This window comes from Amycolatopsis sp. cmx-8-4 (genome assembly GCF_046548675.1).
GTDB lineage: Bacteria > Actinomycetota > Actinomycetes > Mycobacteriales > Pseudonocardiaceae > Amycolatopsis.
In genome coordinates, this window is the sequence record NZ_JAEBDZ010000003.1 from 520,067 (window position 1) to 533,701 (window position 13,635).

13 protein-coding genes are annotated in these 13,635 nt (G+C 70.3%); 11 read left to right on the plus strand and 2 right to left on the minus strand.

All coding sequences use genetic code 11. From position 1 onward, the window contains the following. Positions 1-132: 132 nt before the first annotated feature. From ACLJQZ_RS08535 to ACLJQZ_RS08545, 3 genes are all read left to right on the plus strand, one after another. Positions 133-720 carry a TetR/AcrR family transcriptional regulator gene (locus ACLJQZ_RS08535; RefSeq protein ID WP_410619491.1) on the plus strand — a complete coding sequence of 196 codons (588 nt, stop codon included), beginning with the start codon at positions 133-135 and terminating at the stop codon, positions 718-720. Next, positions 717-1,628 (plus strand): SDR family NAD(P)-dependent oxidoreductase, encoded by a 912-nt coding sequence (locus ACLJQZ_RS08540; RefSeq protein ID WP_410619492.1) that lies wholly within the window; start codon positions 717-719, stop codon positions 1,626-1,628. The genes ACLJQZ_RS08535 and ACLJQZ_RS08540 overlap by 4 nt, the downstream gene beginning before the upstream one ends. A 168-nt stretch (positions 1,629-1,796) precedes the next feature. Next, a complete protein-coding gene (locus ACLJQZ_RS08545) occupies positions 1,797-2,684 on the plus strand; it encodes an endonuclease domain-containing protein (RefSeq protein WP_410619493.1) in 888 nt (295 codons plus the stop codon). A gap of 59 nt (positions 2,685-2,743) precedes the next feature. On the opposite strand, the gene ACLJQZ_RS08550 is transcribed toward ACLJQZ_RS08545, so the two are convergent. Next, a complete protein-coding gene (locus tag ACLJQZ_RS08550) occupies positions 2,744-3,400 on the minus strand; it encodes a response regulator (RefSeq protein ID WP_247059510.1) in 657 nt (218 codons plus the stop codon). Continuing rightward, positions 3,397-4,560 (minus strand): sensor histidine kinase, encoded by a 1,164-nt coding sequence (locus ACLJQZ_RS08555; protein ID WP_410619567.1) that lies wholly within the window; start codon positions 4,558-4,560, stop codon positions 3,397-3,399. Before ACLJQZ_RS08555 ends, ACLJQZ_RS08550 begins: the two co-directional genes overlap by 4 nt. Before the next feature lie 115 nt (positions 4,561-4,675). On the opposite strand from ACLJQZ_RS08555, the gene ACLJQZ_RS08560 reads away from it, so the two are divergent. From ACLJQZ_RS08560 to ACLJQZ_RS08595, 8 genes are all read left to right on the plus strand, one after another. Beyond that, the gene (locus ACLJQZ_RS08560; RefSeq protein ID WP_410619494.1) at positions 4,676-6,283 is read left to right on the plus strand and encodes a dynamin family protein; all 1,608 of its coding nucleotides are present in this window, start codon (positions 4,676-4,678) and stop codon (positions 6,281-6,283) included. Between the two features lie 61 nt (positions 6,284-6,344). Further along, positions 6,345-6,992 (plus strand): hypothetical protein, encoded by a 648-nt coding sequence (locus tag ACLJQZ_RS08565; RefSeq protein ID WP_326945347.1) that lies wholly within the window; start codon positions 6,345-6,347, stop codon positions 6,990-6,992. A 45-nt stretch (positions 6,993-7,037) separates the two neighbouring features. Continuing rightward, positions 7,038-7,517 carry a hypothetical protein gene (locus ACLJQZ_RS08570; protein ID WP_326945346.1) on the plus strand — a complete coding sequence of 160 codons (480 nt, stop codon included), beginning with the start codon at positions 7,038-7,040 and terminating at the stop codon, positions 7,515-7,517. Further along, entirely contained in the window at positions 7,514-8,137 is a 624-nt protein-coding gene (locus tag ACLJQZ_RS08575; protein ID WP_410619495.1) for a TetR/AcrR family transcriptional regulator, read from the plus strand. The genes ACLJQZ_RS08570 and ACLJQZ_RS08575 overlap by 4 nt, the downstream gene beginning before the upstream one ends. Before the next feature lie 48 nt (positions 8,138-8,185). After that, positions 8,186-8,734, plus strand: a complete 549-nt coding sequence (locus tag ACLJQZ_RS08580; RefSeq protein WP_410619496.1) for a nucleotide exchange factor GrpE — start codon at positions 8,186-8,188, stop codon at positions 8,732-8,734. Then, positions 8,731-10,569: a dynamin family protein gene (locus ACLJQZ_RS08585; RefSeq protein WP_410619497.1), complete on the plus strand. Its 1,839-nt coding sequence runs from the start codon at positions 8,731-8,733 to the stop codon at positions 10,567-10,569. The genes ACLJQZ_RS08580 and ACLJQZ_RS08585 overlap by 4 nt, the downstream gene beginning before the upstream one ends. Positions 10,570-10,673: 104 nt before the next feature. Further along, a complete protein-coding gene (locus tag ACLJQZ_RS08590; RefSeq protein ID WP_410619498.1) occupies positions 10,674-11,387 on the plus strand; it encodes a hypothetical protein in 714 nt (237 codons plus the stop codon). Between the two features lie 416 nt (positions 11,388-11,803). After that, positions 11,804-13,627 (plus strand): phosphoenolpyruvate carboxykinase (GTP), encoded by a 1,824-nt coding sequence (locus ACLJQZ_RS08595; RefSeq protein WP_410619499.1) that lies wholly within the window; start codon positions 11,804-11,806, stop codon positions 13,625-13,627. Positions 13,628-13,635: the final 8 nt, after the last annotated feature.

The following is a 13,635-nucleotide window of genomic DNA, read 5'->3' on the forward strand; positions in this document are numbered from 1 at the left end:
AGACCGAACCGGGCCCCCTACCTGAGTAGTACCTTCCTGGCTTTTCGGCCGATGCGCGATCGGTGATGACCCTGACCCGACCCTGATGCGGACCCGGGTGACACCATTAATGAACTGTGGTTCAATAATGCCGTGGCCCGGCCGAGGAGCATCACCGACGAGCGACTGCTGGCCGCCGCGGAGACCGTGATCGGCCGGTGCGGACCGGGCTTCACCCTGGCCCAGGTGGCCGCCGAGGCCGGGGTCGCGGTCGGCACGGCCGGGCAGCGCTTCGGGTCGAAGGCCGGTCTGCTGCAGGCGCTGAGCCGGCGCGCGACGACCCGCGCGGTCGAGCAGATGCGGGCGTGCGCGGATTCCTGGGATGACCCGATCGTGGGACTACGCGAGGCGGCCGTGACGGTCTACGCGGTGCTCGGCGACGCCGAAGAGGCGGCCAACCACCTCGGCCAGCTCGGCGTGGACATCGGCGACCCGGTGCTGCGGGCGCTGCTGGGCGAGCACTACGCGGCGGTGGAGGCGGAGCTGGGCCGCCTCGTCCGCGCGGCGGCGGACGAGCTGCCGCACGCGCCGAGCGTGCCCCGCGCCGCGCGGGCGTTGCTGGCGGTGATCAACGGGGTGTCGCTGGACTGGTCGATCCGGCCGGTGGGGCGGCTGGCCGACCGGCTGGCCGAAGACGTCGACGCGGTGCTGACCGCGTGGCGGGGACGGGAGAAGACATGAGTTTGCTGGGCAAGGTCGCGGTGGTCACGGGGGCGACCCGGGGCTGCGGCCGCGCGATCGCGGTGGAGCTGGGCCGCGCGGGGGCGACGGTGTACGTCACCGGCCGGTCGACGCGCGAAACGGCGTCACCGTTGAAGCGCCCGGAGACGATCGAAGAGACGGCGGAACTGGTCGAGGCGGCGGGCGGCAAAGCCGTCCCGGTCCGCTGCGACTTCACGTCGGTGTCCGATGTGGACGCGTTGAAGGCGCGCATCGAGTCCGAAGTGGACGGAGTCGACATCCTGGTCGACGACGTCTGGGGCGGCGACATGTACTTCCACTTCGACGCGCCCTTCTGGGAGACGCCGCTGGAAGACGCGCTGAGCCTGACGCACAACGCGCTCGACACGCACCTCATCGCGCTGCACAAGCTGCTGCCGCTGGTCGTCGCCCGCCGCGGCTTGGTGCTGGAGGTGACCGACGGCGACAACGACGACTACGTCGGCGCGGGCTTGCCGTACTACCTGGCCAAGTGCGGCATCCGCGCGCTCGGCCGCGCGCTGGGCGTCGAGCTGAAGAAGAACGACTGCGTCGGCCTCGCCGTCACGCCGGGCTTCCTGCGCTCGGAGTCGATGCTGGACACCTTCGAAGTCACCGAAGCCACCTGGCGCGACGCGGTCGGCAAGCTCGCCCCGGTCGACTTCAAGATCTCCGAGACGCCGTACCTGCTGGCCCGCGGCGTAGCGGCCCTGGCCCAAGACGCCGACGTCGCCCGCTTCGCCGGCCAAACGCTGGCGTCCTGGACCCTGATGCACGAATACGGCTACACCGACATCGACGGCGACCGCCCGGACTTCGGCCGCTGGCTCACCGAAGTCCGCAACACAGGCAAAGACCCGGCAACGACCCCGCCGGACAACTACCGCTAACCCAACCCCGCCACTTTCGTCATGAAAGTGGCGCCTCCGGAGTCCTGAAGCGGCACTTTCCCTATGAAAGATGCGGGGTTGTGGAGGGATTTCGGGGGATGTGGACAAGGAGGTCGTAGTTGATCTTCGTCGGGGCCGGTTGTCGGCGGTGTGACGCAGGTTTGGTGGGTGTTCCAACGTCGCAGCAGAGACCTGATCGACTTCGCCGAGCCCTTCATCGGGAGCCACGCCGTGGCCGAAGACGCGTTGACGTTGTGCGACTTGAGGTCTCCGTCGTTCACCCGGTTGTTCCGGAACGTCTACGTCGCCTCGACGACTGAAGTTACGCACTCGATGCGGTGCCGGGCCGCCGCTCTGCTGGCGCCGGGTGGTGCCGTTCTGTCCGGCTGCTCGGCAGCGGCCGTCAGGGGCCTCGAACTGGTCGGTCCGCATGACCTGGTCGAATTCGTGGTGCCGGAAGACGTGGTGTTCGATCGGCAGGCCGGGTTGCACATCCGGCGGACCAGCCGGCTGATGATCGACAGTGAGCCGTGGGGTGGCATCCGGCTCGCCACGCCTCTGCGGCTCGCTTTGGACGCCCTCACGAACACCAAGCTTCATCGTTCGCTTCCCCGGACCGTCGGTTACCTCGATGCCTTCCTCAGCAGCGGGCTGCTGACCTTGGCCGAACTGCGCCGTTATCTCGGACCGCGCCGCGACAACGGGATGGTGCGAGCCAGGAAAGCGGTCGCGCTGGCGAATGCGCGTTCGGAGAGCGTTCCCGAGTCCGAGCTGCGGGTGTGGCTGACCGTCGCCGGGCTCAGACCCGAGGTCCAGGTCGACGTCGTAACGGCAACAGGCGACTTTCTCGGCCGCCTTGACCTGGCCTTCCCCAAGCGGAAGCTGGCTGTTGAGTACGACGGCCAATGGCATCTCGACGGCATCCAGCCACGCCTCGACGCGCAGCGTCGCACCGCGATCGAGGCCGAGGGATGGCGCTTCGTGATCGTCACCAAAGCCGACTTGTACGACGAGCCGAAGCGAGTGGTCACGACCATCCGAGCGGCACTTTCATAGGGAAAGATGCGTCCAGGGGGCCTTTGAGCGCATCTTTCCCTATGAAAGTGCAGCCTCCCTCAGGCAAGGCCGGGGCGGGCGAGGCCGGTTTCGTAGGCCAGCACCACCGCCTGCACCCGGTCGCGCAGGTCCAGCTTCGCCAGGATCCGGCCGACGTGCGTCTTCACTGTCGCCTCCGAGAGGAACAACGCCTCGGCGATCTCCAGGTTCGACATACCCTTGGCGATCAGCACGAGCACCTCGCGCTCGCGGTCGGTGAGCACGTCCAGCTCGGCCGTGTCGCGCATCGGCGTGCCGCCGGCGCCGACGAAGCGGTCCAGCAGCCGGCGCGTCACCGACGGTGAGACGACGGCGTCGCCCGAAGCCACCGCACGCAACGCCGAGACCAGGTGGTCGGGCTGGGTGTCCTTCAGCAGGAACCCGCTCGCCCCGCCCTGTAGCGCCGCGTAGACGTATTCGTCGAGGTCGAACGTCGTCATCACGAGCACCCGTGCGGTGCCGTCGGCGACGATCTTCTTCGTCGCCTCCACGCCGTCGAGCACCGGCATCCGGACGTCCATCAGCACGACGTCGGGGCGCAGCTGTTCGGCCAGCCGGATGGCCTGGGCGCCGTCGCCGGCCTCGCCGACGACGTCGATGTCCTCCTGCGCGCCCAGCACCATCCGGAACCCGACACGCATCAGTTCCTGGTCGTCGACGACCACCACACGGATCACTGCGCCAACCTAACCGGCAGCGCCGCGCGGACCTGCCACCCACCACCCGGTGCCGGGCCGACTTCGAGCGTCCCGCCGTAGACGTGGGCGCGTTCGCGCATGCCGATCAGCCCGTTGCCGCCCGGGACAGCCAGCCGTGGTGACGCGCGCCCGGCGGGCATCAGCTGGGGAAGCCGGCCGGCGCCGTCGTCCGAGACCAGGACTTCCACCAGGTCGCCGGTCCGGTGCAGCCGCACGGACGCGGTCGCGCCGCGCCCGGCGTGCTTGAGCGTGTTGGTCAGCGACTCCTGCACGATCCGGTACGCCGCGAGCGACACCCCGGCGGGCAGGTCGCCGAGCTCGTCGGACTCCAGCGTCACCGGCACGCCCGCCGCGCGCATCCGCTCGGCCAGGTCGGCGATGGCGTGCGCGTCCGGCTGCGGGACCCGCGGCTCGCCTTCGGCGCGGTCGTTGCGCAGGACGTCGAGCAGCGCGCGCAGCTCGCCGAGCGCGCCGCGGCCGGTCTCGGAAATCGTCTGCAGGGCTCGCTGGGCGAGCTCGGGGTTGCTGCGGATCGCGTACGAGGCGCCGTCGGCCTGCACCACCATCACGCTGACCGCGTGCGCGACGACGTCGTGCAGTTCGCGCGCGATGCGGCCGCGTTCCTCGGCCACCGCGATCCGGGTGGCCTGGTCGCGTTCGGTTTCGAGCAGGTGCAACCTCGCCTCCACTTCCACGTCGTAGGCGCGGCGCGCCCCGACGAACTCGCCGAGCGTCCAGCACAGCGCGATGCCGAACGCCAGGAACAGCACCGCGATGAGGATGTCCCCGGACTGCTCGATCAGCAGCTGGACGGCCGACGCGACCACGACCGCGCCGACGAACACCACGCCCTGGCGCCGTCCGGCGTAGACGACGACGGAGTAGATGCTCATCGCCAGCCCGGCCGCACTGCCGATGCCGAGCATCAGCGCCGCGTGCACGATGCTGATCACGAGCACGACGTACGCCGACCACAGCGGCGAGCGCCGCCGGAACACCAGCGGCGTCACCATCGCGATGATCACCGGGATCCCGACGTACCAGGGCGGCAGTTCGGGCACCTCGGCGAAGCCGTCGGCGACGAAGAGCATCAGGTCGAACAGGCCGAGCAGGACGGCCAGCACCGAGTCGCCCGCCATGGGGTGGGCACGCATCCAGAGACTCAGCCGTCGCACCAGGCAACACTAGGTCCCGGCCCGCGGATCCCGCGTCGGTCGCCGGTACCACCTTCGGTGCGACCCCAGGATGAGGCGCATGGGACGATTCCCGGGGGTTGTCCGTACGACGGGAGGGCTGGGGGCCGTGACGTCACCGGAGCAGGGCCGGCTCGCCGGTCCGCTGTCGATGTCCGTGGCCAACCTGTGCCACCGCCTGCAGTCGCAGGTGTCCGCGCGGACGTCGGCCGGGTTCGCCGAGGTGCTGCGCCGGCTCGGCGCGCCGCTGCAGGTGGCCGTCGCCGGGCGGATCAAGTCGGGCAAGTCGACGCTGGTCAACGCCCTGATCGGGCGCCGGGTCGCGCCGACCGACATCGGCGAGTGCACCCGGCTGGTGACCCGCTTCCAGTACGGCACGGTGGACCGCGTCGAGATCGTCTTCACCGACGGCCGCAAGCAGGTGCTCCCGTTCGCCTCGGACGGGATGATCCCGGCCGAGCTGGGCGTCGACATCACCAAGGTCTCGCACATCGAGGCCTACCTGACCAACGCCGTCCTGCAGGGCATGACGGTGATCGACACCCCCGGCCTCGGCTCGCTCGACGCCGCGTCGGTGTCACGCACCGAGCTGCTCCTCGGCGCCGCGAAGCACCGCAAAGACGACGAAGACGGCTCCGACGACCTCGACGACACCTCGCGCAACGCCGTCGCCGGCGCCGAGGCCGTCCTCTACGTCGTCACCCAGGGCGTCCGCGCCGACGACCAGCAGGCCCTCGCCGCGTTCACCGCGGCCACCGCGAGCCGCGAGGCCGGGCCGGTCAACGCCATCGCCGTGCTGAACAAGGCCGACACCATCGCCCCCGAGTCGGTCGAGGGCTCCGACGGCGACATCTGGAAGGCCGCGACGATCCTCTCGGAGAAGCAGGCCTCGACGCTCAAGCCGCGCGTCGCCGACGTGCTGCCGGTGATCGGGCTGATCGCGGAGTCCGCCGAGTCGGGCGGCTTCACCTCCGCCGACGCCGAGGCCCTGCGGGCGCTGGCCGACCTCGACGACGACGTCCTGCAGACCATGCTGATCTCGGCCGACATCTTCACCAGCTGGGAGTGCGACGTCCCGGCCGGCACCCGGCTGCGCCTGCTGGAGAAGCTCGATTTGTTCGGCGTCTCGCACGCCGTCGACGTCATCCGCAAGGAACCGGAGATCACGGCGGGTGCGCTGCGGCGGTCCCTGCTGGACGCGTCCGGCCTGGAAGCCGTGCGGCAGCGGCTGTCGATCGTGTTCGCCGCCCGCGCCGACGGGATCAAGGCGGCCGCGGCGCTCGCGTCGGTCACCGCGCTCGCGCACGCCTCCGGCGACCCGGCCGAGCGCCAGCGAGTACACGACGCCATCGAGGTGCTGCTCGCCAAGCCCGAGGCCCACCAGCTGCGGCTGCTCGAAGCGCTGACGCTGGTCGCCTCCGGCGCCGTCGACATGCCCGAAGACCTCTCCGAGGAGGTGCTGCGGGTGGGCAGCAACGCCGACATCGGCGCCCAGCTCGGCAAGCCGGGCGCGCCCCGGCCGGAGCTGGCCGCGCACGCGCTGGAGCGCGCGGGCTGGTGGCGGTCCTTCGCGTCGTTCGGCGCGACGCCCGCGCAGAGCCGCGTTGCGCACGTGGTGCACCGTGCATATTTCCTGATCTGGCAGCAGGTGCGCGAGCCACAGGCCTGACGCTTGTTTCACCTTGCCGACTTCTCCTGGGAAAGCGGCTTTCCCGCGTACTGTGGAAAACGTGCAGCTGGAGAACACGACATCCTGGCGAGCGGGGTGGAGCAGCGAGACGGAGATCGACGTCGCGCTGTACATCCGTGACGCCTTGGCGCTGTCCGTTTCCGAAGGACAGGTCCTGCCGCCGGTGGAGCCGCAAGTCCCGGTGCACGTCCCGCCGGAGATCGACCGCGCCGCCGTCCAGGAGCAGTGGGCGGACTGGTGGAACGACCTCCTCGCGTTCCTGCGCGGCCGGGTGGACCCGGACCCGCGCAGCCCGCGCAACCGCTACGGCAGGCCCGCGCTCGCCCACGATTCGGCGATGCGCCAGGCGATCGAGTACTTCGCCCCGGCCGCGTCCCGGCACTTCGCCAACGCGCGCGGCCCGGCGCTGCGCGGTGCGGGCGAGCCGTCGGGCACGACCCCGTGGGCACCCGGCTTCTACCGGCGCCAGATCGTCGCCGGCGAGCGGCTCGGTCAGCTCGTGCGGGAGGCCGAGGTGCGGCAGGGGCGGCGCGCGTACCCGTTCCGGCTGAACGTCATCGAGATCTCCGTGGCCGGCTCGATCTGCCTGCGCACGGCCGACGACCAGCTGCTGGTCTCGTCCCGGTTCGCCGAGGACGGCCCGGGGCTGGAGGCCAAGCTCCGCGAGGTCATCAACGAGCTGGTCTGACCCCCGGCTTTCATAAACCGAGCGCGCGGTCTGATAATGGACGGCATGGAGACGACCGTCGACGAGCCGTCGTGGCTGCGCACCGGGTCCTGGGTCGGCTGCCCGCTGGCCGGCGCCGCGCTGGGCGTCGGGGTGTGGGCCATCGCCGCGTGGGTCACCGGCCTGCCGGCCTTCCCGTTCCAGGGTGTGTTCAAGGTGCTCACGAAGCTGCCGCAGCCGTGGGCGACGCTCGCCGCCGTCGCCGGCGGCCTGGTGCTCGGGTTCGCGTTCGCGGTGATCTGGGCGCACGACCGGCTGGTCGTCACGGTGTCGCCGGCCCGCGTCACGCTGGTCCGCGGCGAGAAGACGCGGCGCATCGAAGCCGAGCTCGACGCCGTCTACCTCGACGGCAAGGAGCTCGTCCTGCACACCGTCGACGGCCGGGAGATCGCCCGCGAGAAGACCGACCTCGGCGGGCCCGAGCTGGCCAGGGCGTTCGCCGAACACGGCTACCCCTGGCTCGACGAACCGCCGGCCGAGCGATGAGGACGGTCGACCCCGCGAAGCACGCGGCCAAGCGCCGCGCGATCGTCGACGCCGCCGCCGGGTGCTTCGCCGAGAAGGGCCTGGAGCGGACGACGACCGCGGACATCTGCCGCGCCGCGGGCATCAGCTCCGGCAGCCTCTTCCACTACTTCCCCACCAAGCGCGCGGTATTCACCACGATCTTCGAGGAAGACGCGCGCGACACGGCCGAACGGCTCGCCGCGGCGGCCGAAGCCGCCGACCCGTGGACCGCGCTGCTCGACGTCGCGCTAGCGCTGGCCGCCGAGGTCGCGCACCCCGCCATCGCCCGGCTGGTGCTCGAGGCCGCCGCGCAGGCCGCGCGCGACGACGAGTTCGCCGCGCTGATCCGGCGCAACGAATGCGCGCTGGCCGACGGCCTCGCCGTCCTGATCGAGCGGGCCGTGGCCGCCGGGCTGATCGACCCCGGCGTCCCGCCGCACGCCGCGGCCGGCTGGGTCGCCGCCCTCGCCGACGCGCTGATCACGCGGGCGGCGTTCGACCCCGACGTCGACACGGCGGCCGAACTCGCGATCCTCCGGACGATCTTGATCCGGTTCCTCCGTCCGGTCTCGGCCGTTTCGCCCCCGGATGGCGTCTGAGTGCTCCAAACTGGTGGAATCTGCGGTGAGCCGGACGGGGTGGTGCGGGTGGCGTGGTTTCGGAAGGACGGCGTGGTGGATGCCGACGAGACGCCCACCGGCCAGATCCCGGCGCTGAGCATCGCGCAGATCATCGAAGAGGCCGACGCGGAGAAGGGAACCGACGGCGCGAAGCCGGCGTCGGACACCGATGTGCACCCCTTGCAGCCGGTCATCACTGCTCCGGTGTCCTCACCGGGGCTTCGCCCCGGGCCGGGGGCTCCGCCACCCGGAACCCCCGAAGCGTCTGTCGACCTTGAGCGAGCACTCACCGACCGCCAGGCCTTGATCCAGATGTGCTTGTACGCACTGGATCGCGCCCGCAGCGGCGGCGTCGTCGAACGGCTCGAAGAAGGGCTGGCCGCGATCGGCGTCCAGGCCCTGCGGCCCGACGGCGAGCGGTTCGACCCGGCCCGGCACGAAGCCGGCGGCGCGCTGCCGACCGAGGACCCGGCGCTGGACGGCGTCGTCGCGGAAACCGAGGTCACCGGCTTCGCCGACCACGACCGCCTGCTGCGCGCCCCGATCGTCATCGTCTACGCGAAGAAGACCCCGTGAGCGCACCCACCGCGCCGAGCCTGCCCGCGCAGGTCCAGGCGGCCCGTGACCAGCTGCTGACCGTCGTCCGCGACGCCGATCCCGACGCCGCCAGGTGGGTCGACGACATCCGGAGGGCGCGGCCGAAGAAGCCGGCCGTCGTGGTCGTCGGCGAGACGAACCGCGGCAAGAGCTCCCTGGTCAACGCCCTGCTCGCGCGACCGGGACTGTCCCCTGTGGACGCCGACGTCGCCACCGCCACCTACCTCGTGTTCGACCACGCGGAGACGTGGGGCGCGCAGGCCTGCTACCCCGGCCAGCTGGCACCGGTGCCGATCGACCTCGGCCAGCTGATCAACTGGGTGTCGGCCGCGCACGAGCTGCCGCCGGGCCAGATCCCGCCGCGCTACGTCGAGGTCACCGGCCCGGTGCCGCTGCTCGAACGGCTTTCGCTGGTCGACACCCCCGGCGTCGGCGGGCTCGACTCGATGCACGGCGAGCTGGCCAAGGAGGCCGCCGCGGGCGCGACGGCGCTGCTGTTCGTCGTCGACGCGTCGGCGCCGTTCACCTCGACCGAGCTGCAGTTCCTGCGCGACGTCGGCGAGCGCGTCGAAACCGTGGTGTTCGCGCTGACCAAGGTGGACATGTTCCGCGGCTGGCGCGAGGTGCTGGCGGCCGACCGGCAGCTGCTGGCCGAGCACGCGCCCCGCTTCGCCGACGCCGTGTTCCACCCGGTGTCACCGCGGATGTTCGAGACGGCCGCTAAGGCGCCCAACGAGCAGATGGCCGCGATGCTGCGGGAGAAGTCCGGCATCGCGAGCGTCCAGACGGCGTTGCAGGAACTGCTGGTCGGCCGCTCGGCGATGCTCGGCGAGGCCAACACGCTGCGCGCGCTGTCCAGCGCGCTCGCCGTGCTCAAGGCGAAGCTGCAGGCCGAAAGCCGGGCGCTGTCGGCGGGCGAGGCCGAGGCCGAGCAGCTGCGGGAACGCCGTGACCAGCTGCAGGCCGAACGCCGGACGTCGACCCGCGGCTGGCAGCTGAAGCTGCGGGGCGAGGTGCAGCGCACCCGCGTCGAGGTGCTGCACGAGAGCAGCCGCCAGATGCGGGACGCGCAGACCCACTTCCGGCAGCTGATCGACGCCGCGAAGCGCGACGAGCTGACCGCGTTGCCGCAGCAGGTCGACATCGCGCTGCAGACGACGTCGCAGCGGATCTCGATGCTGCTTTCCCAGCGGCTCAACCAGGTCACGAACGTCTCGCTGTCGGAGCTGTTCTCGCCGGAGGAGCTCGACGTCATCCGCGCGCAGTTCGCGCGCGCCGGCGGGCCGCCGGTCGTGCTGCGCCCGCCGGACAAGAAACCGCCGACGGCCGAGGACAAATTGCTCGTCTTCATGGGCATCTCGGGCGGCGTCGGCGCGGGCAAGGTGGCCGCGCTGCCGCTGGCCGGCGTCGCGATCCTCAACCCGGTGGTGCTGCCGGTGACGATCATCATCGGCCTCGGCGCGGGCTGGTGGATGGCCCGCACGCGCAAGCACGCGGCCGACAAGCAGCACATGAAGCAGTGGCTCGTCGAAGCCATCGCGGACGCCCGCTCGACGCTCGACCAGCTCGTCGCCGAGCAGCTCATCGAGGCCGAGCAGCAGCTGTCGATGGCCCTGGACGAGGCCCTCGGTCGGCGCATCGACGCGATCGAGGCCGAGCTGAAGGAAGTCGACAAGACGATCAAGATGGGCGCCCAGGAACGGGCGAAGAAGATCGCGATCGTCTCGAAGCGCCTGAAAGAGGTCAGCGACGGCCGTGACCGGGCGGAAGCGTTCCTGACCCGGATCCGGGCATTGCGGGACAAGCCGGCCTGAGCGCGCGTCCGGTTGTGGTGGGGAACCGAACCGGCCTACGGTGAGTCATACCCTCAGACAGCAGGTCGGAGAACGGCGTTACCCGGTTCGAAGGGGGAAGTCCCATGTGGGTCGACGAAAGTGGCGGCAACGACACCGACGCCAGTGGTGCCGAGGCGATGACCGTGCACGTCGACGGCCAGGAGTACCAGGCCGAGGTCAACTACGACGTGAACGACGACGGCGTCAACGACACCGCGATCGTCGAACACGACGACGGCACGGCCCAGGCCTTCATCGACACGAACCACGACGGCCAGGCCGACCAGTACGCCGTCCTCGACGAGACGGGACACGTCGTCGAGCAGGCCGTCTACGACGAGGCCAGCGGCGAGTGGATCCAGTCGGAGGGCGGGGGCCACGACGACTCCGACACCGGCACCGGCCACGAGGACAGCTCCGGCGGCCACATCCACGCGGACATGCCGGACGGTGAGGTCGACGCGGGGGTGGCAACCATCGACACCGACCACGACGGACACAACGACACCGCCGTCGTCGAGACGAAGAGCGGCGGCACCATCGCCTTCACCGACAAGGACGGCGACGGCGAAGCGGACATCGCGGTGCAGGTCGACGCCGACGGCACGTCCACGACGTTCGAGCACAGCGGCCCCGGCCAGTGGACCGAGGTCTCCAGTGGACTGCTGGATTCGGGCAGCGAACAGCAGATCGGCGACCCCGCGGGTGACGCCGAGTGGGGCGGCGCCGGCACGCAGACGCTCGAGGGTGTCGCGCACATCGACTCCGGCACCGGGCAGTGGATCTCGCCCAACTGAAACGTTACCCAGGTCACAGTTTGAAAGCCCGGCGCACCCGCGCCGGGCTTTTTTCATGTCGCAAATGAAAACAAGCAGGTCACAGAATCTTGTGGGGTGCGACCCCACGCCCGCCCGGGCGCTCCCGCCCCGGACCCAGGGAATGGGGCGTGTGTGAGGCCGCCCACCGCAAGATTTACTGCAAATGCACCGATCCGGTGACGTCTGAATCGATTCCCTTATCGTTCTTGTGAGAGAACGTACACGTCAGCTCTCGGTTACCTGCCGGTCATGCGGCTACTCTCGGGGAATCCCAAAAAACGCACGCCGGCTTCGCCAGCCGGTGTGCGAAGCCATTCGGTCGCCGGCAACGCAGCCCGCATCGGAACACAGCCGTTCCGAGCGGGCTCATTTGTCGTCGGAAGTCAGGAGCAGAGATGACCGCAGTCGCCATCCCCGGACTGGACACCGCGCCGACGACGCACACCGGCGTGCTGTCCTTCGTCCGGGAGGTCGCCGAACTGACCACCCCGGACCGCGTGGTGTGGGTCGACGGGTCTGACGAAGAAGCCGCCCGGATCAACCAGGAGCTCGTCGAAGCCGGCACGTTCGTGCAGCTCAAGTCGAAGCCGAACTCCTTCTGGGCCACCTCCGACCCCAACGACGTCGCCCGCGTCGAGGACCGGACCTTCATCTGTTCGGAGCGTCCCGAGGACGCCGGTCCCACCAACAACTGGACCGACCCGGCCGAGATGAAGGCCACCATGACCGAGCTCTTCCGGGGCTCGATGCGCGGCCGCACGATGTACGTCATCCCCTTCTGCATGGGTCCGCTCGCCGACGAGAATCCCAAGCTGGGTATCGAAATCACCGATTTCGCCTACGTTGTCGCCTCGATGCGCGTGATGACCCGCGCCGGTCGCGCCGCCCTCGACAAGTTCGTCGGGCCGGACGGCAGCGAGCGCGAATTCGTGCCCGCGCTGCACTCCGTCGGCGCGCCGCTCGAGCCCGGTCAGAAGGACGTTTCCTGGCCGTGCAACGAAACGAAGTACATTTCGCACTTCCCGGAGGAGCGCGCGATCTGGAGCTACGGCTCGGGTTACGGCGGCAACTCGCTGCTCGGCAAGAAGTGCTACTCGCTGCGCATCGCCTCGGTGATGGCGCGCGACGAGGGCTGGCTCGCCGAGCACATGCTGATCCTCAAGCTGATCTCGCCCGAGGACAAGGTCCACTACGTCGCGGCGGCCTTCCCCAGCGCCTGCGGCAAGACCAACCTCGCCATGCTGCAGCCGACCATCCCGGGCTGGCGCGCCGAGACCCTCGGTGACGACATCGCCTGGATGCGCTTCGGCGAAGACGGCCGGCTCTACGCGGTCAACCCCGAGTTCGGCTTCTTCGGCGTCGCGCCGGGCACCGACTGGCACACCAACCCGAACGCCATGCGCACCATCGAGCAGGGCAACACGGTCTTCACGAACGTCGCCCTGACCGACGACGGCGACATCTGGTGGGAGGGCATGGAGAACCAGCCCGAGCACGCCACCTCCTGGAAGGGCCAGGAGTGGACGCCGGAGTCGAGCGAGAAGGCCGCGCACCCGAACTCGCGCTACTGCACGCCGATGTCGCAGTGCCCGATCCTCGCCGACGAGTGGGACGACCCCAAGGGCGTGCCGATCTCGGCGATCCTGTTCGGCGGCCGCCGCAAGACCACGGTGCCGCTGGTCAACGAGGCCCGCGACTGGCAGCACGGCGTGTTCATGGGCGCCACCATGTCGTCGGAGACGACGGCCGCGGCCGCCGGCGCGGTCGGCAACGTGCGCCGCGACCCGATGGCGATGCTGCCGTTCCTCGGCTACCACGCCGCCGACTACTTCAAGCACTGGCTGACGCTGGGCAAGAACGCCGACGCGAACAAGCTGCCGAAGATCTTCTACGTCAACTGGTTCCGCCGCGGCGACGACGGCCGCTTCCTGTGGCCGGGCTTCGGCGAGAACTCGCGGATCCTGAAGTGGGTCGTCGACCGCGTCGAGGGCAAGGGCAACGCCGTCGAGACGCCGATCGGCTTCGTGCCGCGCGCCGAGGACCTCGACACCGAGGGCCTCACCGAGTCGCTCGAGGACATCCAGGCCGCTCTCGACGTCAAGCCCGAGGAGTGGCGCGCGGAGCTGCCGCTGATCGAGGAGTGGTTCGACAAGATCGGCGACACCGTGCCGACGTCGCTGCGTGACGAGCTCGACGCGCTGGCCCAGCGCCTCGCCTGAGTTTCGCA